This window comes from Pseudomonas abietaniphila, assembly GCF_900100795.1.
Lineage (GTDB): Bacteria > Pseudomonadota > Gammaproteobacteria > Pseudomonadales > Pseudomonadaceae > Aquipseudomonas > Aquipseudomonas abietaniphila.
This window is the reverse complement of the sequence record NZ_FNCO01000008.1, coordinates 172,160-196,736: the sequence shown is the minus strand read 5'-3', so window position 1 is coordinate 196,736 and position 24,577 is coordinate 172,160. Positions and strand designations below refer to the sequence as shown.

Here is a 24,577-nt window from a genome sequence, read left to right as displayed (position 1 = left end):
AGATTTAAAGATGACTCTCCGCATACTCAGCCAGGATCGAGCGTGGAACCCCTTGCAGGGTAATGTGCACGCCGTTGGGGAAATCCTTGAAGCGCTCCGTCAGGTAGGTCAGGCCGGAACTGGTGGCCGACAGGTAAGGGGTGTCGATCTGCGCAAGGTTACCCAGGCAGACCACCTTGGAACCGGCACCGGCACGGGTGATGATGGTTTTCATCTGGTGCGGGGTGAGGTTCTGGCATTCGTCGATCAGGATCAGACTTTGCTGGAAACTGCGGCCTCGAATGTAGTTAAGGGATTTGAACTGCAACGGCACTTTGCTGAGGATGTAGTCGACACTGCCATGGGTGTTTTCATCGTCCATGTGCAGCGCTTCCAGGTTGTCGGTGATCGCACCCAGCCAAGGCTCCATCTTCTCGGCCTCGGTGCCTGGCAAGAATCCGATCTCCTGGTCGAGACCCTGCACACTGCGGGTGGCTATGATGCGGCGATAACGCTTGCTGACCATGGTCTGCTCAATGGCAGCGGCCAGCGCCAGAATGGTCTTGCCGGAGCCCGCAGCGCCCGACAGGTTGACCAGATGAATATCGGGATCGAGCAGCGCGAACAGCGCCAGGCCTTGATAGATGTCACGCGGTTTCAGGCCCCAGGCTTCCTGGTGCAAGAGCGGTTCCTGGTGCATGTCCAGCAACAGCAATTCATCCGGTTTGACGCCTTTGACCCAGCCGACGAAGCCCTGCTCGTCGATGATGAACTCGTTGATGTGAACGGCCGGGATCTGCTCCGTCATCTGCACTTTGTGCCAGGTGCGGCCGTGGTCCTGGCGCGTGTCGACCTTGCTGACGCGATCCCAGAAGGAACCGGTCATGGTGTGATAACCCCGCGACAGCATCGACACGTCATCGACCAACTGGTCGGTGCTGTAGTCTTCGGCCGCGATCCCGCAGGCACGCGCCTTCAGGCGCATGTTGATGTCTTTGGTGACCAGCACGATGCGCATGTCCTTTTTGCGCGCATGCAGGTCGATCAGCTGATTGATGATGATGTTGTCGTTCAGATGCTCGGGCAGAAGGCTGTTAGGCTCTTCGCGCTTGTTCATCAGGATGGACAGATAACCCTTGAAAACGCCTGTACCGCGATCAATCGGTACGCCTCGTTCGACCTCCTCCGGGGTCGCTTCGCCCAGTGTCTTGTCGATCAGCCGAATAGCCTGGCGGCATTCCGCAGCGACCGAGTGTTTGCCCGCCTTGAGCTTGTCCAGTTCTTCGAGGACCGTCATGGGGAGTGCAACGTGGTGTTCTTCGAAATTCAGCAGCGCGTTTGGATCATGAATCAATACATTGGTATCGAGCACATAGAGGATTGGCTGGTTAGAGGAAGGGGTGCGTCCGTGGTCATCCATACTCGCTCACCTTTGTAGTAGCCAGGTAACGCGACACACAGTCGATGTCGCGCTACGGAAAGGCCGCCGAGGCTCTCTCCTTCAGGCAGAAGAGACGTGCGCAAAGTGGGGTCTGGAAGGACGCCACCTGTGTTGCAGGGTTCGGCGGTCTGTTGTCGTAATACCGCAAAACCGATGACATAAAAAAGCGTTTTGAGTGGAATTTGAAGTTTATTTCACAGCGTGACGAATAGCCCTTGGCGGATGGTTCCCACGCGTTTACAGTCGGAAGTCCGGTCGGGAGGAAATCCTCGAAAAAATCCGACCGATCCTACCGGCTTACTTCCCTATTCCCCTTGTTTTACGGGCTCTTCAGCCTGTTTTGTCGAAGACTGGCTGACATCCGGCATTTGATCCTCCGGTTGTTCGTCTGCAGGCTCCTCAGCGTCTTCATCGTCGGGCTCCGCCTGATCGGTTTCGTCCGACAGTTGCTGCGGATAAATATGACAGTCTTCCCACACCACACCACTTTGCGCGGTATTGGCCATCAGCCATGGCACGGCCTGTTGCGGTTTGTCCGTGCTGTCGTGGAACACAATGTTTCCGTGGCGCCATAGAAGCATCAGTGTCAGCACACGGTGCGCGGCCTGTTCGGCGCTGATGCGGCCGGTCGCGTCCTGGGAGTCGATGTTCCATAGCGAGACGCGCAGCTGCTGATCACGGAAAAACTGCGCGCTGTCCGCCCGGCGATGGCCGTACGGCGGCCGAAACAGCGGCACGAAGTTGTCTGGCAGGGTCTGCTGCACCAGCGCGGCACTGCGCTCGATTGAGTCCTGCCAGTCGTTCCAGTGCGCGTGCGAACGATACTCCCAGCCTTGAATACCCACACATTGCTGGCGATACACCGTCTGCAGCGCTTGTGCAGAACTGGCGTCCAGCCGGGTCTGCAGGTTTTTACCGAGCACGAAGAACGTGGCGTTGATTTTCTGCTGACGCATGAAATCCGCCAGCCAGTCGGTGGCGCCATCGGCGACCGTAGGGCCGCTCTCGAAATTAAGCAGGAAGGTGCGGTCGGGCATCTCGTCGCCGCTCAACTCGTCCGAGTTGTAGCGCTCGACCTCGCTGCTGGTCTGCGGAAACAGCGCCGCCATGCGCAGCAGTTCGTTCAGGTAACGCTGGTTGAAGGCATCGGCGGGCGCCGCCCAGCGGGCATAAAACGAATCGTCGGCGACTTTGTATTCGGCCGCGCGCTGGCGCAGCATCGGCACGTCATCGACCAGCACGCAGAACGAAGCGTCGGCTTCACAGGTCTTCTCGGCGGCTTTCCAGTTGTCAAACAACCGTGTCCACAGTCGATTCCGGATCAGGTTTACGGTGGCCACGTTGATCTGCCGCAAACCGAGGCGCTCGGCCAGCTGGATGTCGCTGATGTTTTCGCTCTCAAGCAACTGATGAGCAAAACTCAGGATCTCGGCACGCGAGGCCACATCGAACAGTTGAGGGGTCTCAAGGACCTCCGGCCAGACACTGCGATCCATCGTCGCAATCTCTCCGGTCGCCGCCTGCGCGTTGAACGCCAGCAGACAGGCACCGATCAATAACGGCATGCGCAAAACGACGTGCTCCCAATCCTTGAATGAAGAGGCCGAAACCGGCGAGGCACTATAGCGGATTTGGGTGAGACCCTCGTACATGGCTGATTACACCGACCTGTAGGAGCGTGGCTTGTCCCGCGATCTGCCGGGCACCGGCAGCAAAATCACAGACCGCGCTCATAGGTTTTACTGCCGCTTCGCGCCAGCTCGCGGGACAAGCCACACTCCTAAAGTCGATCGCATCGATCTGATCTGCACCGTACCTATCATCACCATAGCTGGAGTCATCCGGGCACAACCCCTAGAATCGCCCCCACGATTAAAGGAGACGACCGCATGCTGATGGTGATATCCCCAGCGAAGACCCTCGATTTCGAGACACCGCCCACCACCGAACGCTTTACCCAGCCTCAATACCTGGACCACTCACAGGAACTCATCACCCAACTGCGCGAGCTCACCCCCTCGCAGATCAGCGAGTTGATGCACCTGTCGGACAAACTGGCCGGCCTCAACGCTGCACGCTTCGGCAGCTGGACGCCCGCCTTTACGCCGAGCAACGCCAAACAGGCGCTGCTGGCATTCAAGGGTGACGTCTACACCGGTCTTGCCGCAGATACGTTGAGTGAAACCGAACTCGACTACGCCCAGCAACACCTGCGCATGCTCTCCGGCCTCTACGGCCTGCTGCGCCCGCTCGACCTGATGCAACCGTATCGCCTGGAAATGGGCACCAAACTCGCCAACGCACGCGGCAAAGACCTTTACGCGTTCTGGGGCGATCGCATCAGCGAATGGCTCAACGAGGCCCTCGCCGAACAAGGCGACGACGTGCTGCTCAACCTGGCGTCAAACGAGTATTTCTCTGCGGTCAAACGTTCAGCACTCAACGCCCGCGTCATCGACACCGAGTTCCGCGACCAGAAGAACGGCCAGTACAAGATCATCAGTTTCTACGCCAAAAAAGCGCGCGGCATGATGAGCCGTTTCGTCATCTCGGAGCGCATCAACAACCCGGACGACCTTAAGCAGTTCGATGTGCAGGGGTATCGGTATGCGAAGGAACTGTCCAAGGCGGACAAGCTGGTGTTTTTGCGGGATGAAATCCACGGTTAATTGCGTGGGTCTGAGGCTGGGGCGAGGCGTTTCGAGTCTGGCCCCAGCGAGTTATTCACGCGTCACCGCAAACCTTTCGCCAATGACTGACTGGCGATGGCGCTAACCCCGTTCAAGGCCAAACGCAAGGTTTCGGGTTCCGTGCCCAGACTCGCTGGCACATAGCCGAGATCGTTCCCGTCGGTGAACGGGGTAACGCCTTCGTTCTGCACCCACAACCGCTCGGTGCCTCGCTGCATCACGGCACCCACCTTGATAACCGGGTAAATCACGCCGCTGAACCCATGGGAAATCTGGAAGCCCCAATAATCGACCGTCAATTGAATATGTGCATCGGCCGTTGCTTCATCTCCAACGACGTTCAGCGAAGGGTTCTTGGCGAGTTCAGCGACGAAGTGCTGCTTCACCAGCGCCCCCAGGTCGATCTTTTCACTGTCGAGGGTTTTGATAATTTCACGTTGTGGAGAAGTCGACAGGCTATTCGCCAGAAGAAATCCCAAATACCCCCCAAACGCCATACCGGTGTTCTGCGCGCGGCCGAAATAATGAATCTCGCCCGGCTCCCATTTGACAGGAAGCACCTTGACCGTCTTGATTTGCTCACGATGTTCCGGGGAGAATTTCTGCCCCGCACAACCGGCCAATAAAACAGCGCACAACATCACAGCGAATATTTTTTTCATATCGATCCTTAATTTTAAAAAAGCGAAAAGCGCTTTTAGTTATGCGTCCATGCACACCCATCGAAAGTTATACCACCCCCATTATTAAACGCCGTAAACCATTAACGCCGTCAGAAAGGCAAATCGTCGCCTGCAAGAAGGTCATCATCTTTGGAGTCCCTTTTCACGTCTTAGATTTAAAACGGAACATCCGTAAAGCCACCCCCTAGGAGCACGCACTAACTAAACACCTCAAAAAACATCTGCAAGCAGCATTTTGATTTGTCTTGGCGAGCGTCGGTTAGCTGCTTTCTGGGATTGCTTTTGCACCTACTCAGGCATGATTTGCAACTCACTCCATAATGGTTTCAGCCCTATACTTTCCATATAGACCCCAAAATCGATGAAGGCTTTAACCCCTATGTCTTCGCATAAAAACCATGAGGCCTCGCACTCTTGACATACGAACAAGCAAGTCTTCTCAGCTATAATTTTTGCCTTGACAACATCTCCCTGCTCACACCTTGGACACAACATATAAATCGTCTCTACTTTACAGGATAGGCGGTAATGACCTGATTGGTCCCAGGTCGAACAATAACTTTAATACTCGTTTCTCCCGACGTACCAATCGCTCGGCCCATCGGAACAACATATGCACCCGGATCACCTACTACGGGACTACCTTTCTTGAGCCATGCTTCATCGACAGCGCCTAAAATTTCTTTTCTGTCCATACTAAACACGCTATGCGTTGTCTTGGCCGGATTCGGCTCCGCATGCTCTAAAACATGCAAAACTCTGTTTCCTTGAACCGATCCTTGCCCATACTCTAGACCAGCAGGAGTTGTCCAAATCCGGGTGGCCTTGTCAAATGTTAGCTCTACTGCACCACCCGTTGCTTTTGCACCGTACGGCACTTCCTGTCCGCTTTCAAAGCTCACTTGAGGGCGGGTGGGGCCGACATCGGACTCGGACGTTTGGTGTGTCGGTCGGGACGAGTTGTTACTGGTAGGTTTTGAAGGCCCGCTGTCAACGCGGGCGCCGCCGAGCAAAACCGCGCCCAGTTCATTCAGGAGCCGGCTGCCCTCTCCGTTTTTGATCGCGCCGAGTTCACTGGCGATCTGCAGGCGGGCCGCCATGTTTTCCTGTTGGAAGAAGGCGGCGATGAGGGTGCCTTCCTGGATTTCCCCCTTGGCGCAAAGCTCCTTGGCGAGGGCGTCGAGCTTGGGTTCGTCTTGCTGCAGTTGGTCCGAGATCTGTCGGCAGACGTCTGGGTTGGCCTTGCACAGCGAACCCAGTGCGGCGTTGTTGTCTTCGTTTTGTTTGGCGTATTTCTCGTGTATCTGGCGCTTTTCGGCGTCGCTCTTGCTCGCGGTAAGCTCGGCGTGCATGGCCTCCAGGTCTTTGTGCAGGAGGTAGTTGTATTCCGTTGCGTTCTTGGCGACCCACACGCCTTGCTGGAGTTTTTCGGCGTCGGTGTCTTTCTGGGCGGCAGCGGCGAGCAGGCCGATCATCTGGCTGCTCATGGTCAGCAGCGCTTCGTTGCCCTGAACCAGGCCGTCGAGGTGACCGACCACGGCTTCGTTGACGCCTGCGGCCAAAGCGCCGGTTTTGAAATCGCCGCCCGTGGCTTTGGCGAGCAGACCGCCCACCATGGCGTGGATCACGACTTTGCTGGGTGTACCGGTTTCTATGACGCCTGCGGTGTAGTCGCCGACGAGGTTGAACGCGGTGGCGGCCAAGGTATTGAACAGCGCGCCCTTGAGCGCTTCGTTCACACTACCGCCCTGACCGAGGGCTTTGCTGAGTGCGGTGGAGGTGACGCCTTGCAGGGCCTGATTCGCGGCAAATCCGCCAATGCCTTGCAAGGTGAATGTTGGAACCTTGCCCGCCGCTCCAGTCAGCGCATCGAAATGCCCGGCGGTCAGCCCGGCGGTGATGCCTGAAACGGCATAGCCCTTCAGGCTGTCGGACGAGGTCACTTCCTTGAGCACCGCGCCGAGGTTGCCGCGGTTATTGACGACCGACACCGCTGCCGTCGTGCTGGCGCTGGTCGCGACTGCACCGGCAGCGGCGGCGATGCTGGCCGCGGCGCCTGCTTCGGTCGCCGCGACCATCACAGTCGGTCCCACCGCCCATGCCATCAGAATCGCCACCGCGATCTGCGCCGCAGGCCCTAAACCGGCATTGTCATATTTGAACGATTCATGGATCTCGGCGACCTGGCGCCAGTCCACGTCGCCGCGTTGTTCAGCAGCCTTAAGCCACGCCAGTTGAGGGTCGGCCGTCACCATCGCCTCGATGGTCTGGCTGACGGTCTGTTGATCGACTTTTTTGACGTCGATCTTCAGCCCTTGCACGGCGTTAATGACGAGGTTGCCCTGCGCCGTCAGTTCGCTCTGGCGAACGGTTTCGTCGGTTCGGCCCTCGCCTTTCATGCTGAACCAGGCGAGGTCGCTGTCGTTCTCGACGTGACTTTCCTGATGCAGGTCTTTCACGGCCTCGAACGTCACCGCGCCGCCGCTGGTAAGGGTCAGGTCGTTGCCACTGTCCAGCTTCGCCCGTTGATAAAGCTGATCGCCGCCACTGACGAGGCTAAGGTTGCCGCCGGTCTTGATCCCGCTGCCGACGTGGGTGACGTCGGTGACTTCATCACGCTTGCTTTTCTCGGCGCCCCAGCCGCCTTTTTCCTGCATGTCGTACAGGGTCGAGGTGCTGTTTTGCCCGGCGAGCAAGCTGATCCGGCCGCCGCTGTAGAGCTGCGCGTCGTTAGCCGCCTCGATGTGGCTGGCGATCAGCGTGGTGTCGCCGACGGCGGTGGAGTTAAAGTCATGACCGGCGCTGAGCAGGCTGCCGACGTGCGTCTGCCGATCGTCGCGTTCGGTGACGCGTTTGTGGCCGTTCTTGCTGCGTGTTTCGACGCTGCGAATGTCAGTGGCGGAGACAACGGCGATGTCACGGCCAGCGTTGAGAAACAGGTCCTGCGCGGCGGAAGCCTTGCTGGCGACGACATTGATGTCGCGTCCAGCGGCGAGACTGAGATTGCCGCCGGTGCTGACAGTGGCGGCGAGATTTTCGACATCGGTGCTGACGGTGTAGCGATGGCCACCGTCAGCGATGTCATGTCGTTCGCGTGCGTTGACCGTGGCGAGCAGATTGATGTCGCGTCCGGCGGTCAGGCTGGCGTCGGTGCCTGCGCTGATTGCCCCGCGATTGCTGATGTCCTGGCCGGCGAGCAGCGTCAGGTTGTTATTCGAATGAATGACGCTCGGCCCATCAAGGACCGTGCGCATACCAGAGCCGTCTCGAACCTGAGCCGCCGTGCGATCGCTGATGATGTCGCCGTTGATCGCCACGAGACTGACGTCGCTGCCCCGAATCTCGCCGGCCATGGCGTTACGAATGCTGTCCTGAGCGAGCAGCGCCAGGGCGTTTCCGGCGTCGATCAGACCGCCCTGATACAGGCTGCCTGCGGTATTGATGCTGACCGTGTCTTTACCCCGCAAGGTGCCGACGCTCAGCAAGTCACCGCCGCTGACCAGCGCCAGCTCGCGGCCTTGAATCAGGGAGTTGCCTCGTACGTTGCGCGACTCGGCCTGCGCCAGATACAGGACGGGCACCAGCACGGTCTGCCCCTCGACGACACGGTTCTCCATCCAGACAATGTCGTGAGTCAGCGCGCCAACTTGTTCGGCGGACAATCCAACGCCAACGCTCAGGTTGAGCGCTTTTTTGCTGGCGGCGGCGTTGTCCATCAAGTAGCGGAATTGTTCTTCGTCGCTGCTCAGATCATCGGCAAGAAAACGCTGCCCCGTGCGCGCCAGCACAGCATCGCGGATCAGTCGCGATTCGTAGAACCCGTCGCCGAGACGACGCCATGTACCGTCGGCGCTGTACCCGAGCAAGCCGAGCAGGTAGTCCGAGCCGAGAAACCGGCTCAGATCGGTGAGGTTCGGGTTGCCTTCCACCAGGTAGCGTGCGGTCGGGTCCTTGCTCTTTATAAAGAGGCCATAGTCGCCTTGCGGCAGACGGAAGCCGCTGGCCGACGTTGGATCGAAACCCGCCCCTGCAAGGACATCGCCATCCGCCACGCGCTTGCTCAGGTCGATGTCAACCGGCCCGGTCTGATCGTCGCCCATCTGGCCTGTGAGCTGTGCCAGTGTGTTTTCGCGGATCGTGCCGTTCTGCACGCTGTTGGCAACGTTGAGCGTCATTTTTCCGCCCGACTGCAAGGTCGCGGCGTAAGCCATATCGCCGCTGTCGCGCCATTCGGTGACGTTGCTCAGCTCTTCAAACCGACCATCACTGGATCGCGCCTTGAGCAGTTCAAACCACGCCAGATCGAAATTCCCCGCCGCCAACGCCGCCTTGAAAGCAGGAACATCGACGAATTCCATCTGATCCCAAAACGCGGTGTCGATCTGTCCGGGCGTACCGATCTGCGTGACGTTTGTGCCGACGCGCGTACTTGCGCCCTGATTAAGCAGATCGTGAGCGGTGATGGTCAGGTCGCCGTTGGCAGCGAGCAGGCTGTAGCGGTTCTGAACCTGATCGGCGTCGAGGGTCATCGACTTGCCAGCCACAAGCCGCGCTGAAGCCGAATCCTGCGTCGCGCGCTCGATGTAGGTTTGCAGCAACGTGATCAAGCCACGTTTGAAGCTGTCGTGACCGTCACAATGCTGACCGCAGACCCAGTCCAGATCGCCGGCCACCAGCTCACGGCCCATCTCGAATTCGGCTTTGCCGTTCTCGATGAAGCGTGCCTTGATGTCGAGGTTGCCTTCACTTTCCACAGTGCCGGAGAGGTTGCTGAATACCTCGGCAAACCCGCCCTCCAGCGCGCTGAACCTGAAATTGCCCTGGCTGTAGACGTCGCCGTACAGATTACTGAAGCGGCCGCCACGCAGTGTCATATCACCGCCACTGAACAGCAGGCTGTCCGCGTGATTGCTGATGCCGTTCTGCGCGCGCAATGTCAGGGCGCCTTGTGCGCCGAGCGTGCCGCGGTTGTCGATGTTCGCGGCGTTGATCTGCAGGCTCTGGCTGGCGGTCAGGTAGCCAAGGTTGTCGAGCACACCACTCAGGGTCAACGTGGCATCCCCGGCGCTGCCGATACGACCACCGTTTTGCTGCACGCCGGACGCCGACAACGTCAGTTGTTTCAGGGTCTGAATCAGTCCGCTGTTGTAAACATCGCCCACGAACGCAAGGTTGAGGTCGCCATCACTGAGCAACTCGCCCGCATTGTCCAGGCTTGCGGCTGACACGTTGAGTCCCGCCGCACTGAACAGACGGTCCCCTGTTTTCAGAGTCAGTCCATTGTCGAGCGTGAGCTGCAAGGGCCCGGTGAACTGCACAGTGCCCAGGTCGGCCACCGCCCCCAACGCCCAGCGTCCGCTGCCGAGCACGTTGATCAGCCCGTCGCGTCCGTTATCAAATAACGCGCTGCGTACATTGAAATCTGCGTTGGACTCAATCACGCCGCCACGGTTGAACAGACTACCCCGCACATTGAAGTCAAGCGCACCGCCTGCCAGTTGCCCGCCGCTGTTGTCCAGCGTCGAACCGTCGAAGCGCATCACTCCTTTGGCGAAAATCGAACCGGCCTGATTGAGAAGCGTGTCGACCGACACCGTCAGGTCGCCCATCAGGCTGGTGATTTCACCGGCAGCCTGCGCCAGCGTGCCGTTGTCGAGCAAACCGGCCTGAATCGAAACGCTGCTGCCGACGATGTTGCCGCCACGGTTGTCTATCGCATCGGCGCCTGCGACCTTGACCTGCTGGCCACGCAGCTTGCCGCGATGGTTATCGACCTGTGTGGCGGTGACCGTGAGCGCCCGCTCGGCGGCGATTTCATTGCGATTGACCAGCGCATTGGCGCTCAACGCGATGTCGGTGCTGCGGATTGCACCTTCGTTCCGAACCTGAGCGGCGGTGACGGCAATGCGATCACGGGCGGTGAGCTTGCTGCGGTTGACGAGTTCGCCTGCGCTGCGAATCTCGATCACCGGTGCATTGACGTGGTCGCCATTGAGCGTGACGTCTTTTGCCTGAACCCGCACCGCCGACGAAGACGACGCGTTGGCCATGGTCAGTTGGCCATTCACGTCCAGTTGCAGGTCTCCGGCGCTGGCCGCAACATCGCCAGCTAGACGAACCCCGACACCGCCTTCAGTACCCACCAGCCGGATGCTGTTGGCGTACATGCCACCCAACGCCGAAGAGTCGATGGCAACCTGTGGTTTCGCCCTGCCGTCATCGGCCAGCGCCTTTGCATCCAGGCTTTGGGCATTTACCGCATTACGTCCGGCGACGACATTCAGATCCCGCGCATTGATCTGCGCATTGATCTTGACCGAGCGGGCGATGATGTCGAACCGGTCTACGGCGGTGGCATCAAGGCCTGCACCATCCACCATCACCTCACCCTGCTCGACCTGAAAACGATCAAGCCGCCCGTTTTCCAGTACGGGTTTGCCCGTGGTCAGCGTGGCGCGCGGCGAGTTGATGAAACCGCAGCCACTGCACGTGATGCCGTGGGGGTTGGCGACGATGACGTGGGCGGCCTGCCCCGCCACTTCAGTTGCGCCGCGCAACTGGCTGGCGTTGTTGCCAATGACTTCGTTAAGGATGATCCCGGCGGCCTGTCCGTGCAGGTTCGGGTTGCCAAGAATTTGCCCGCCCAATTGAGTGGACTGCGTCGGCCCGGTAGCGTTGTTGAGAATCAGACCTTGCGGCCCGACGTTGTAGTCCTGGAACTGGTTGTGCGACAGCCCCTGCCCGTTGGGCGCGGCAATGTTGACGATGGGTACGCCATTGCCAGCCTGTTGCTGACCCGGTCCGCCGGTGATGCCGTCGGCGTGTACCCACAGCGGATGCCAGAACATCGCATTGGCGAGAATCAGCGCCAGTCCGCGCTTGGGAATACCGCAGAAGCGATCACGAGACGTCAGCGCGGCCGAAGGCTGGCGCGCCAGAAAGGCAAAGTGGCGAAGATCCATGTTCAAGAAAATCCAGGGCAGCAGGTACGGTTACAGGAAAAAATCCAGGCGGAAAGAAACCGGCGTCTCGCGCTCGGCGAGGGCTTTGGGTCGTTCCAGGGAATGGGCGAAAGTGAGGCTGGCACTGGCATGCTTGCTGTTGGCGAACAGCTGTACGGCATGACCGGATACGCGTCCGTGTTGCCCGCCATCGAAGCGGCTGTGGCGGATGACACCGCGGTCATATCCCAGGTTTACGCCGTAGCCGGACACCACCGGGCGCAGCCAGTCAATCTTGACCGGCCGGCTCCAGCGCAGGTCGTTGCGCCAGTAACCGCCGCTGTCACCCGACAGGAATTGCTCTTTGTAACCGCGCACTGAAGATTCGCTGCCAAGACTCAAACGCTGGGGACTGAACAGCACGTCTTTGCTGTACTGCCCTGTGGCAAGACTGCTGAAACTGAATGACTCGCCAACCAGTTGAAAGGGTTTGAGCATGCTCAGCGTGGCGCTGTATTTGCGATATCGCGATTGCGGTTCACGGGTATTCGGGTTACGAGCATTCGCAGGCGCGGTACGCTGCGCACCAAAAGCGCCGACGCCTTTTTGCATGCCCAGCGAAACGTTGGCGAACACCGATCCCAGGCGGCGCCCGTGACTCAAACCAAGCTGTAATTCGCTGAGCCGGTTACTGCTACCGATCAACCGACTGCCTTCGATGTAGCTGTTGCTACGCAGATGAGAGGCACCCAGTTGCAGCGAAGTCTTACCCACCGCATCACGGTGAAGGACACGCTCGGCATGCCATTGATGACTGACCGTGTCCCCTGTCTGGGAGAAGGAAAAGCCATTGGCCCGAACGCGAGAACGATAGTGGCTGCGGCTCTGGGCATAGTTAAAACTCCACCACTTGTAAGGCAGGTCGTAATACACCATCGCGTTTTCCGAGTGGCGATGGCGATCGCTCACCGCGTCGCCGCCGGTGCGCACGGACAGTCGATCCGCCAGCCCCATCGGGCTGTCCCACTCCAGCCCGACATCTTGTTGCTGTTGACCAGTGCTCTTCTGTCCGTCGTTATGGCGCGACGCGCTGACTCGCCAAGGCTTCTGCCGCTCGTTGAGCACCAAGACCTCACTGCCCCCTACCTCTTTTCCAGGTTTGAGTTCGAGGCGGGCACGACTGGACGGCAATCGGTTGAGCTGATCGACCAGCTGCTCCAACTCACGCAGGTTGAGCAAGTCGCCGGTCTTGCCGGGAAACCCCATGCGCAACTCACGATCACTTGGAGCACCTTTCTCATACCCCATGAGCCTCTCCAGACGGCCCTCAACCACCAAAATCGTCAGCTGACCGCGCGACAGGTCCTGCCGGGGTAGATAGGCACGACTGGTGACCCGCCCGCCGTTCAGGTAGCGAGCGGTAATAGCCTTGAGTAGGTCGTTCAGTTTCTCCACACCCAGACATTTGCCCTCAAAGGGAGCAAGCATCTTTTTTTGATCGCGTGGCGACAAACTCCTCGAACCTTCCAGCGTAATGTTGCTGATCGGGAAACAGGCGGAGTCACGAGTTTCAGGACGGTTGGCAGACGCTGGCGCAGCCCCCTGAAGGTCTTTAAGTGCTTCCAGCTTGCGGCGCTGGTCCTCCAGCAACCGCTCTTGCCTGTCGAGAATGAGTCCCTGATCGCCAGGGTTGCTGAACGGCGCCGACAGGGCGCAATGGCTCAACAACACGCCGGTGCAGACAAGTCCGGCGCGGGTCCATGTGCTCACAAAAAGCGCTCCTATGAATAAAGGCGCGCAGAGTGAGGGCGAGGATGAGGCACGGATACCAAGCGTTGACTACGGCTCACGTAGGCTCTTACCAGAGTTCCAATCAGACTGTTCTGTCAGACGAACGGCCACACTGACAAGCCTTTGGCGCCAATAAAAAGGCAACTAAAAAGCCCCCGAGATTTTTCTCAAAAATTTAACAGCATTTTCGAGCAGTGGCGCATAGCCATTTTGCTCTAGTGGCACTCTTACATTAACTACCCGAAAACCCTTTATAACTAGGGGCTGAACGGGAAGTGCTATCAGAGTGCAACCATCTCCAACAAGAAAGATATTTCAAAAAATCTCAAAAAGAGGACGAGCGGCCAGGAACTTATGGGGAAGGCCTATGCTCCTACATCCCGTAACAATTCTCGCCCACCTTGTGAGACATCTCTTACATTCGGGCAGGACGAATCTGAAAGTTGCTTTTCAAGTAGTTAGACCGAAGGGTCATTGTGGTTCGTACAAGGAGAGAACGCACCAAACTAGTTGAGGTAAATCGAGCAAGCACCAACCGGGTGCCTGCAGCCACTGACGAGCAAGACAATACTGAATCATGGCCAAAAGCCTTGAGCCAGAGGCGCGGCAGCGACTCGCAACCATCCGCCGGAGTGCTATGCCATATCCCAGATCGGGAGTTCATATACATATATATGGATTACTCGACGCTTTAGATCTGTAACATCCGGGCCCGCCTCTGGAACAGGGCGCCCAACTTTAAATTCTGCCTGTGCTTGTTCACGACATTAACCTGCCGTGCGAACGAGTGCGCGAAAGTTGTAAGACAATTTTTATATCCAGCCAACTAATGGCGTGAAAATCGAGGAGATTACGATGCATATCAGCATCTTTGGTTTGGGCTATGTCGGTGCAGTATGTGCTGGTTGCCTCTCGGCGCGTGGTCATGATGTTGTCGGTGTGGATATCTCCAGCGCCAAGATCGACCTGATCAACCAGGGCAAGTCTCCAATCGTGGAACCAGGTCTGGGCGAACTGCTCGAAACCGGTATCAAGACCGGTAAACTGCGCGGCACCACGGACTTCTCCGAGGCCATCCGCGCGACCGATCTGTCGATGATCTGCGTCGGCACGCCAAGCAAGAAAAACGGTGATCTGGAACTGGACTTCATCGAGTCCGTCTGCCGCGAAATCGGCTTCGTCCTGCGTGAAAAAACCTCGCGTCACACCATCGTCGTGCGCAGCACCGTTCTGCCGGGCACCGTCGCAAACGTTGTCATCCCGATTCTGGAAGACTGCTCGGGCAAGAAAGCCGGCGTCGACTTCGGCGTTGCGGTGAACCCTGAGTTCCTGCGTGAAAGCACCGCGATCGCCGACTACGACCATCCTCCGATGACCGTGATCGGCGAATTCGACAAAGCGTCCGGTGACGTTCTGCAATCGCTGTACGAAGAACTCGACGCACCGATCATCCGCAAGGACATCGCTGTCGCCGAAATGATCAAGTACACCTGCAACGTCTGGCACGCGACCAAAGTCACCTTCGCCAACGAAATCGGCAACATCGCCAAGGCCGTCGGCGTGGATGGTCGTGAAGTGATGGACGTGGTCTGCCAGGACAAGGCCCTGAACCTGTCGCAGTACTACATGCGCCCAGGCTTCGCCTTCGGCGGTTCTTGCCTGCCGAAAGACGTGCGCGCCCTCACCTACCGCGCCAGCAGCCTGGACGTCGAAGCGCCGTTGCTCAACTCCCTGATGCGCAGCAACGTGTCCCAGGTCCAGAACGCCTTTGACATCGTCGCGGCAAGCGACACCCGCAAGGTCGCGCTGCTGGGTCTGAGCTTCAAGGCCGGCACCGATGACCTGCGTGAAAGCCCACTGGTGGAACTGGCTGAAATGCTGATCGGCAAGGGTTTCGACCTGAGCATCTACGACAAGAACGTTGAGTACGCTCGCGTCCACGGTGCGAACAAAGAGTACATCGAGTCGAAGATCCCGCACGTTTCGTCCCTGCTCAACTCGGACTTCGACGCCGTGATCGAAAACTCCGACGTGATCATCCTGGGTAACCGCGACGAGCGTTTCCGTGCATTGGCCAACCAGGCACCCGCCGGCAAACGCGTTATCGATCTGGTGGGCTTCATGAAAGGCACCACCACCGAAGACGGTCAGACCGAAGGTATCTGCTGGTAAGAAGCAGCGGCACGCGGCAAGCCACAAGCTGCAAGTTTCAAGTTCAAGCCCCGAGCTTCAGGCGTTCACGCGCTTGTTGCTCGAGGTGTGGGGCTTGCGGCTTGGTTGTAACTGACTCAGGGACCCCCATTATGCTCAGGCTAAAACACGGCTTACTTCAGGCCGCAGGTTGGCTGTTTTATTTAACCGTGCTGGCCGCCATCGCGATGGCGCTGCCGGTCACTCTTTTCGACTCACAGTCGAAAGACTTTATTTTCCTGGTCGGGATCGTCGGTATCTGGCGTTACTCGATGGGCGCAACGCACTTTGTGCGCGGCATGATTTTTCTCTACATCGTCTATCCGCACCTGCGCCGTAAAGTACGCAAACTCGGCAAGGCTGCAGATCCGTCGCACGTGTTCCTGATGGTCACCAGCTTTCGTATCGACGCGCTGACCACCGCTCAGGTGTACAACTCGGTCATTGAGGAGGCCATCGCCTGCGGCTACCCGACCACCGTCGTGTGCTCGCTGGTCGAGATGTCCGACGAACTGCTGGTCAAGGCGATGTGGGCCAAACACAACCCGCCTCCACACGTGACCCTGGACTTCGTGCGCATCGCCGGTACCGGCAAGCGCGACGGCCTGGCATTCGGCTTTCGCGCCATCTCGCGCCACATGCCGGATGACCGTGCCGTGGTGGCCGTGATCGATGGCGACACCGTGCTGGCCGAAGGCGTGGTCCGCAAAACCGTTCCGTGGTTCCAGCTGTTCGGTAACGTCGGCGGTCTGACCACCAACGAATTCTGTGAAGTACGCGGCGGCTACATCATGAGCGAATGGCACAAGCTGCGATTCGCCCAGCGCCACATCAACATGTGCTCGATGGCCCTGTCCAAGCGCGTACTGACCATGACCGGTCGCATGTCGGTGTTTCGCGCCACCGTGGTCACCGACCCGGACTTCATCGCAGACGTCGAAAGCGACTCGCTGCAGCACTGGCGCCTGGGCCGCTTCAAGTTCCTGACCGGTGACGACAAGTCCAGCTGGTTCAGCCTCATGCGCCTGGGTTACGACACGTTCTACGTGCCGGACGCCGCCATCAACACCGTGGAACACCCGCCTGAGAAGAGCTTCCTCAAGGCGAGCCGCAAACTGATGTACCGCTGGTACGGCAACAACCTGCGTCAGAACTCGCGTGCGCTGGGCCTTGGCGTTCGCCGCCTCGGTGTCTTCACCAGCATCGTGTTGTTCGACCAGCGCGTGTCGATGTGGACCTCGATTCTCGGCCTTACCGTCGCTCTGCTCGCCAGCTTCAAATACGGCGTGGCATTCCTGCTGGTTTACCTGCTGTGGATCGGTATCACCCGTTTCATTCTCACGTTGTTGCTGTCGTGTTCCGGGCATGCCATCGGCCCGGCTTACCCAATGATTCTCTATTACAACCAGATCGTCGGCGCACTGATGAAGATCTATGTCTTCTTCCGCCTCGACCGTCAGTCCTGGACCCGCCAGGACACAAAACTGAGCCGCGACATGGCCAGCTTCCAGGGTTGGTTCAACACCTGGTCGTCTCGAACCATGACTTTCTCGGCTGGCAGCATCTTCGTTGCAGTGTTGCTGACGCTGGTATGAAAAGGGTTCTGACGGGCTCTGAAAGCACAATGGATCAACTCGATTAATCAGGAATAAACCGCCATGAATACAGCCGTGAATGTGAACGTCGTCCATGAATCCGAAGCCCAGCGCCAACACGCACGGGTCAAGATCCCAGCCAAATTGCGCCTGCTCAATGGCCAGCCAAATGCACCGTTGGTGCGTGTCGAAGACCTCTCTGCCGGCGGCCTGAGCTTCGTCGCACCGAGCGGCGTGAAGTTTGCTGCCGGTCAGGTCATCAAGGGTCGTCTGCAGTTCCTGATCGATAACCTGGGCCTGGCCATGGACGTCGAACTTCAGGTTCGCGCCGTCGACGCAAGCAGCGGCCGTGTCGGTTGCCAGTTCCAGCATCTGGAGGCTCAGGACATCGCGACCCTGCGCCACCTGATCACTTCTCACCTGTCCGGCGACATCGTCAGCATGGGCGAAGTGCTTGCCACCCTGCAGCGCGACAACTTCACCAAGGCGCGCAAGAAGAAAGACAGCGGCAGCGGCCTGAGCGCATTCGGTCGTCTGCGTGCCGTGACGTTCAGCGCCGGTATCTTCGTCGTCGGTCTGGCGGCGTTCGGTTTCGTCGCCAAGTCGGTTTACGGCATGTACTTCGTCAGCCACTCGACGTCCGGTCTGGTCAGTGTGCCGACCATGGACGTGACCATGCCGCGTGACGGCACCGTGACCAGCCTCATCGCACCGAACGGCGATGTCGCAAAAGGCGCGCCACTGGCGTCGTTCAACACCAGCATGCTGGACGTACTCAAGGGCAACCTGGACCCGGACGAAATGCAGCCGGCAAAGATCGAAGAGCTCTTCGGCCGTCAACTCGCCGGTACGCTGACCAGCCCATGTGACTGCGTCGTCGGCAAGCAACTGGTTGCCAATGGTCAGTATGCCGCCAAGGGCGATGTGATCTTCCAGATGGTGCCGCGCAACGTTCCCGCCACCGTCGACGCCCGCTTTACCTACCGCCAGTTCGCCGACGTCCAGCCGGGTGCCCGCGTGAACTTCCAGGTCGCCGGCGAAGAAGGCACTCACAGCGGCAAGATCGTCAGCTCCACGGCACTGAGCCCGGCGGACCTGTCTTCGGACATGCGCGTCCAGATCCAGCCTGACGAATCGCTCAGCAGCACCCTGGCCGGTCGTCCAGTGGAAGTGGTCAGCGATCGCGGCCCGTCCCTGAACTGGCTGATCGACAAAGCCACGGCCGCAGGTTTGTAAACATGGCTAGCCCACTACGAAGCTTGTCAGCCCCTACGTTGTTGAGCCTGGCGATCGCGATCGGTCTGGGCGGCTGTGCCGGCCTGCCCGATCAACGCCTGGCCAATGAAGCCCTCAAACGCGGTGACACCGCGACGGCGGAGCAAAACTATCGGCAACTGGCGGACCTGGGTTATAGCGATGCACAGGTAGGTCTTGCGGACATCCAGGTCGGCACACGCGACCCGGAGCTGATCAAGCAGGCCGAAGCGACTTATCGCGCCGCCGCAGAAACGTCGCCCCGCGCGCAATCGCGCCTGGGCAAGCTGCTGGCCGTCAAACCCAACTCCACCGAAGCCGAGCAACGCGAAGCCGAGGGCCTGCTGAAGAAGGCGTTCGCCAACGGCGAAACCGGCACGCTGATCCCGCTGGCAATGCTGTATCTGCAGTACCCGCACACGTTCCCCAACGTGAACGCGCAGCAAAAGATCAACGAATGGCGCGCCTCGGGTTATCCGGAAGCGGGTCTTGCCCAAGTGCTGCTCTATCGCACCCAAGGCACCTACGACCAGCATCTGGGTGAAGTCGAAAGCATCTGCAAACAGGCCCTGCGTGCCAACGACGTTTGCTACATGGAACTGGCGACGGTCTACCAGAAACGTGGCGAAGCGGACAAGCAGGCGGCATTGCTGGAACAGATGCAGAGCGGTTATTCGATGGGCTCCGTCCCGGCGATGCGCGTCGACACCGTCGCTCGCGTACTGGCCGACTCGACAATCGGCAAGCCCGACGAGAAGACCGCCCAGCAACTGTTGGAAAAAGTCGCCCCCGGCTACCCGGCTTCGTGGGTCAGCCTGGCGCAGCTGCTGTACGACTATCCCGAACTCGGCGACGTCGACAAGATGATGGAATACCTGGACAACGGCCGTGCCGCGGACCAACCGCGCGCCGAGTTGCTGCTGGGTAAGCTGTATTACGAAGGCAAGCTGGTCCTGCCGGATGCGAAGAAAGCCGAAGAGCACCTGCTCAAGGCCGCGCCCACGCAGATCTCCGCGCATTACTACCTGGGTCAGTTGTACCGCCGTGGCTACCTCGGCCACCCCGACGCCCAGAAAGCCGTCGACGAGTTGCTGACCTCCGCGCGCGGCGGCCAGAACAGCGCCGACTTCGCCCTGGCGCAATTGTTCTCGCAGGGCAAAGGCATCAAGCCCGACCCGGTCAACGCCTGGGTGTTCGGTCAGCTCGCTCAGACCCAAGGCACGCCACAAGCGGCGGACCTTGCGCAACAGCTCAACGATCAATTGCCGCCTGAGAAGCGCGCGCAAGCGCAGAGCCTTCTCCAACGAGAACAGCAGGTCCGTGGCACCACGGCGCAGAACGCGCTGGCCTTGCAGACGCTGCAAGAAGAAAAAGACGGCGAGGACGCACCTCTATGAAGCTTAAGTTGAATCCTCTGATGGCGGCCGGGCTTGGTCTGGGTTTCTCCCTGATCTGGGCCACGCCGACATTGGCTGCCTTGACCGAAGACAAGAACTTCGGCATCGAAGTAAAGGCCACCGGCCAGATGGAAGATGACCGTGACCTGGGCACCCGAGGCGGTGGCGACGTCAACGGTATCGGTCTGGACCTGCGCCCATGGATGTACGGTCAGTGGGGTAACTGGAGCGGCTACGCGATGGGCCAGGTGGTCACTGCCACCGACACCATCCAGACCGACCCGCTGGACCAGCAGGCCACCGATGCCAACGGCCAGACCACCCAGCGTGTCCGCAAAACCTCAAGCAGCCGTGAAGTGGACGACAGCTATGCGGCCCTGCGTGAGTTCTGGGTTGGCTACAGCGGCTTCACGCCCTACCCCGGCGAGATCCTCAAGTTCGGTCGTCAGCGCCTGCGCAATGACGACGGCCAATGGCACGACACCAACATCGAAGCGCTGAACTGGACGTTCGACACCACCCTGCTGAAGGCAGAAGTGGGCGCGGCCGAGCGCTTCAGCGAATACCGCACGGACCTGACCGAACTGTCGGCTCAGGACAAGGATCGCCAGCACCTGTTCGGTGACGTGGAGTACCAATGGACACCGGGCCAATGGGCAGGCGTTCGTGCTCATCACAGTCACGACGGCGGCAGTCTGAAACACCCGGGCGAAGCCGTGGACGATCTGGACAAAACCTCCCGTGGCGACCTGACCTGGCTGGGCCTTCAGGCCAACAGCGATGCGTACAACTATCGCAACCTGAACACCGTCAACTACTGGGGCAGCGTGACCTGGCTGACCGGTGATCGCGATCGCCTCGCCACCACCTACGACCCTGCTGCCGATCAATACGTCGCGGGCGACAAGAACAACGAAAACGTCAACGGCTGGGCCACCGATCTGGGTCTGCGTTTCCGTTTGGACCCGATGTGGCAAGTGGGCGGTGCCTACTCTCGCGCCAGCAAGAACTACGAACAGAACGGCCTGGAAAGCAACCGCTCGAACTGGACCGGCACTCGCTCGCGCGTGCATCGCTTCGGCGAGGCGTTCCAGGGCGAAATGGCCAACGTGGAATCCGGCTCGCTGTTCGCGTCCTGGCAGATGCAGGACGAGTACGACGCCTCGCTGATCTACCACAAGTTCCGTCGTGTCGACGGTCACGCAGGTATCGGCGGCGCAGGCGTCAACCCGGCCCGCGAGAATGTCGATTCCGATGGCGTCAGCACGTTCGACTCCCTGCCGCTGGAAGACGGCCGCAAGGATCTGGGTCAGGAAATGGATCTGGTCGTGACCAAGTACTTCAAGCAGGGCTTGCTGCCTGCTTCGGTGAGCCAGTCGTTCGACGAGCCGTCTGCCCTGATTCGTCTGCGCGCAGGCGTGTTCAAGCCTGGCGATGCCTACCACAGCGGCGTGGACGATTACATGCACCGCGCCATCGTCGACGTTATCTGGCGCTTCTGATGCAAGCCGCGATAGGAGTGCAATGAGATGAACAGCCAAGCAAACAGTGTGCGTCACCGGGCATGGCCCCACGCGCTGCTGGAAAGCGCAGTACTCAGCAGCGCCTTACTGCTGGCAAGCACTGCGGCCATGGCCAGCACCGCGCCAGTAGCACCCGCTGCCGCCGCGCAACCGGCCGCCGGTGAAGAAGTGGTCAAAGGTCTGCATCAGGCGAAAACGTACACCATCTCCAGCCCGCCAACCGGCCCGCTGATGATGGACAAACCCAAACTGCCAGACCTCTCGGGCTATACCCAACAGGCCATGCAGAAGAAGATCGTGCGCAGCAAGGCGGCGAAGGTTTCGATTCGTCGCATGATGCAGGAAGACGCGCTGAAGGAGTTCATCGGCGGCGATAACAAGATGTCCGAATGGGTGGCCCGTCAGCACGGCATCCCGCAGGCGATCTTCGTCGACGACGGTTACATGAACCTTCAGGAACTCGCGAAAAAGGTGCCTAAACAGTACCTGAGCGAAACCTCGCCAGGCGTCTTTCTGGCGCGTCTGCCGATTGTGGTCGGCAAGAAAGGCATCCTGGAAATCGACAAGAAAACCAGCGAACTGCGCCTGTCGCAGGAGGCCGGTGCGTTTCTGGTGAACGACAACCAGTTGTTCGTGATGGACACGAAACTGACCGGCTGGAGCGAGAAAGCCAACGGCCCGTCGACGTTCAAGGCGCCGAAGGAATTCCGTCCGTTCCTGCTGTCCTGGGGCGGTACCCAGACCTACATGTTCAACACCAAAGTGGCGAGCCTGGGTTACAACAACAGCAAGTCGTACGGTCTGAGCATTTCGCAGTACACCCCGAACATGAAGGCGCAGATGAACCGCCCGGACCCGACCGGCTGGATCGTCAACTCCGAGTTCTCGGACATGTGGTACGGCTACTACTGCTATGAAACCCGGGACTTCGTGGTCAAGGGCAATACCTACCACGACAACATCGTCTACGGCATCGACCCGCACGACCGTTCCCACGGTCTGATCATCGCCGAGAACACTGTTTACGGGACCAAGAAGAAGCACGGGATCATTATTTCCCGTGAGGTGAACGACAGCTTCATCATCAACAACAAGAGCTACGAAAACCACCTCTCCGGCATCGTGCTTGACCGTAACAGCGTGAACAATCTGGTGGCGTACAACCAGATCTACCGCAACCACACCGACGGCATCACGCTGTATGAAAGTGCCGACAACCTGCTGTGGGGCAACCGCGTGTTCGCCAACAAACGTCACGGCATCCGGGTCCGCAACAGCACCAACATCAAGTTGTACGAGAACCTGGCCATCGGTAACGGCCTGATGGGCGTCTACGGCCACATCAAGGACCTCTCCGACACCGACCGCGACATCAAGCTCGACCCGTTCGACGCCGAAGTGTCGCTGATCATGGTCGGCGGCGAACTGACCTCCAACGGGTCTGGCCCGCTGTCCATCGATTCGCCGCTCAGCGTCGAGCTGTACAAAGTGTCGATGCTCGCACCGACCAAGAGCAGCGGGATCAGCTTCAACGGCGTACTGGGCGAACGCCAGGACGAAATCCTTGATCTGCTGGTCCGCCAACAGAAAGCCGTGTTGATCGACCCGGTCGAAAGCCAGAAACAACTCCGGGACTGAGGAAGCCATTTCTATGCACGCACACTTGATCAAATTGCTCAGCCTCTCGGGCCTGACCGCTGCACTGTTCGCTGCCAGCAACGCTGCGTATGCCGCCGACGCCACAGCGCCCAGCTTCACCGCAGAACCTTGCTGCAGCCTCTGCCCTGAAGCGCATGACGAGAAAAACTATGTCACTCGCTATCAGCAGAACTTCACCACGCTGGTCCAGGCTCAGGGCGACTGGCTGTTCCGGACCCGCGAAGACCTGCGCACCGAGTTCGACACCACGCCTGAAGGCTACCGTCGCATGCAACAGCTGCATGACGCCTTCAAGAGCAAAGGTGTGGAGCTGGTCGTGGTGTATCAGCCGACCCGGGGTCTGGTGGATCGCAACAAACTGTTCCCGGCCGAACGCGACAAGTTCGACTACAACACGGCGCTGCGTAACTACCAGGCGATGCTTGGTCGCTTCGCCAAAATGGGCTACACCGTGCCGGACCTGTCGCCGTTGACCAACGAGCAACAGGCGCACGATTTCTACTTCCGTGGCGACCAGCACTGGACACCATACGGCGCCCAGCGCACAGCAAAAATCGTCGCCGAGTCGGTGAAAAAAATGCCGGCTTTCGCTGACGTTCCAAGACGTGAGTTCGAGACCCATCTGTCAGGTCGCATGGGCAAGAAGGGCACTCTGCACAACATGGCCGGTCAATTGTGCGGCACCAGCTACGCGATCCAGTACATGGATCAGTTCGAAACCGAACCGAAAGGCGAAGCGGGCGACGGCGATCTGTTCGGTGATTCCGGCAACCCGGAAATCACCCTGGTCGGTACCAGTCACAGCGGCAAGAACTACAACTTCGCCGGCTTTTTGCAGGAATACATCGGTGCTGATGTGCTGAACGTCGCCTTCCCTGGCGGCGGCCTTGAAGGTTCGATGCTGCAGTACCTGGGCAGCGATGACTTCCAGAAACACCCACCGAAAATTCTCATCTGGGAATTCTCGCCTCTGTACCGCCTGGACCAGGAGACCATCTATCGCCAGATGATGTCGCTGCTGGACAACGGTTGTGAGGGCAAACCGGCGCTGATGTCCACCAGCACGACGCTCAAGCCAGGCACCAACGAGCTGTTGGTCAACGGCAAAAACGGCATCAAGGATGTGCGCAACGGCAGTAATCAGATCGACATCAAGTTCGCCGACACCTCGGTGAAAACCCTTCAGGCGCGCCTCTGGTACATGAACGGCCGCCACGAAGACCTGAAGATCGAAAAACCTGAAACATCTGAAACCGACGGGCGCTTCTCGTTTGAACTGCGCGACGACAAGGACTGGGCTGACCAGCAATTGCTCGCACTGGAAGTGCAGGGTCCCGAAGCGGGCGCTGCGCCACAGCAGGTCGAAGCGAAAGTATGCAAACGCAACGTGTTCCCGAATGTCGCGCATCAAACCGCGCAAGCCGGGTTATGAGG

Annotated in this window: 12 protein-coding genes and 1 pseudogene; 8 read left to right on the top strand and 5 right to left on the bottom strand. The window is 59.2% G+C overall.

From position 1 onward, the window contains the following. Positions 1-4: 4 nt before the first annotated feature. Together BLS87_RS17065 and BLS87_RS17060 are read right to left on the bottom strand one after the other, a co-directional pair. On the bottom strand, positions 5-1,399 hold the full coding sequence (locus BLS87_RS17065; protein WP_074753735.1) for a PhoH family protein: 1,395 nt from the start codon (positions 1,397-1,399) through the stop codon (positions 5-7). Positions 1,400-1,827: 428 nt separating this feature from the next. Then, positions 1,828-2,991 (bottom strand): annotated as a pseudogene (locus BLS87_RS17060) (polysaccharide deacetylase family protein); the annotation flags it as partial. Positions 2,992-3,309: 318 nt separating this feature from the next. Between BLS87_RS17060 and yaaA the strand changes: the two are divergent. Next, entirely contained in the window at positions 3,310-4,089 is a 780-nt protein-coding gene (gene yaaA / locus BLS87_RS17055; RefSeq protein ID WP_074753733.1) for a peroxide stress protein YaaA, read from the top strand. A 62-nt stretch (positions 4,090-4,151) separates the two neighbouring features. Here yaaA and BLS87_RS17050 read toward each other — a convergent pair whose 3' ends face one another. From BLS87_RS17050 to BLS87_RS17035, 3 genes are all read right to left on the bottom strand, one after another. Beyond that, positions 4,152-4,772 (bottom strand): hypothetical protein, encoded by a 621-nt coding sequence (locus BLS87_RS17050; RefSeq protein ID WP_074753731.1) that lies wholly within the window; start codon positions 4,770-4,772, stop codon positions 4,152-4,154. Between the two features lie 527 nt (positions 4,773-5,299). After that, positions 5,300-11,755 carry a two-partner secretion domain-containing protein gene (locus tag BLS87_RS17040; protein ID WP_074753727.1) on the bottom strand — a complete coding sequence of 2,152 codons (6,456 nt, stop codon included), beginning with the start codon at positions 11,753-11,755 and terminating at the stop codon, positions 5,300-5,302. A gap of 30 nt (positions 11,756-11,785) precedes the next feature. Beyond that, positions 11,786-13,504: a ShlB/FhaC/HecB family hemolysin secretion/activation protein gene (locus BLS87_RS17035; protein WP_074753725.1), complete on the bottom strand. Its 1,719-nt coding sequence runs from the start codon at positions 13,502-13,504 to the stop codon at positions 11,786-11,788. Positions 13,505-14,380: 876 nt separating this feature from the next. Between BLS87_RS17035 and BLS87_RS17030 the strand changes: the two genes are divergently transcribed. The 7 genes from BLS87_RS17030 (at position 14,381) to BLS87_RS17000 (ending at position 24,575) form a co-directional block, all read left to right on the top strand. Beyond that, entirely contained in the window at positions 14,381-15,697 is a 1,317-nt protein-coding gene (locus tag BLS87_RS17030) for a nucleotide sugar dehydrogenase (protein ID WP_074753723.1), read from the top strand. 131 nt (positions 15,698-15,828) lie between these two features. After that, the gene (gene alg8, locus BLS87_RS17025; protein WP_074753721.1) at positions 15,829-17,310 is read left to right on the top strand and encodes a mannuronan synthase; all 1,482 of its coding nucleotides are present in this window, start codon (positions 15,829-15,831) and stop codon (positions 17,308-17,310) included. Positions 17,311-17,373: 63 nt separating this feature from the next. Beyond that, positions 17,374-18,546 (top strand): PilZ domain-containing protein, encoded by a 1,173-nt coding sequence (locus BLS87_RS17020; protein ID WP_074753718.1) that lies wholly within the window; start codon positions 17,374-17,376, stop codon positions 18,544-18,546. Between the two features lie 2 nt (positions 18,547-18,548). Further along, positions 18,549-19,961 carry an alginate biosynthesis TPR repeat lipoprotein AlgK gene (gene algK / locus BLS87_RS17015; RefSeq protein WP_074753714.1) on the top strand — a complete coding sequence of 471 codons (1,413 nt, stop codon included), beginning with the start codon at positions 18,549-18,551 and terminating at the stop codon, positions 19,959-19,961. Then, entirely contained in the window at positions 19,958-21,463 is a 1,506-nt protein-coding gene (locus BLS87_RS17010) for an alginate export family protein (protein ID WP_074753710.1), read from the top strand. The genes algK and BLS87_RS17010 overlap by 4 nt, the downstream gene beginning before the upstream one ends. Before the next feature lie 27 nt (positions 21,464-21,490). Further along, entirely contained in the window at positions 21,491-23,122 is a 1,632-nt protein-coding gene (gene algG, locus BLS87_RS17005; protein WP_083370697.1) for a mannuronan 5-epimerase AlgG, read from the top strand. 13 nt (positions 23,123-23,135) lie between these two features. Further along, positions 23,136-24,575, top strand: a complete 1,440-nt coding sequence (locus BLS87_RS17000) for an alginate O-acetyltransferase (protein WP_074753706.1) — start codon at positions 23,136-23,138, stop codon at positions 24,573-24,575. Positions 24,576-24,577 lie beyond the last annotated feature (2 nt).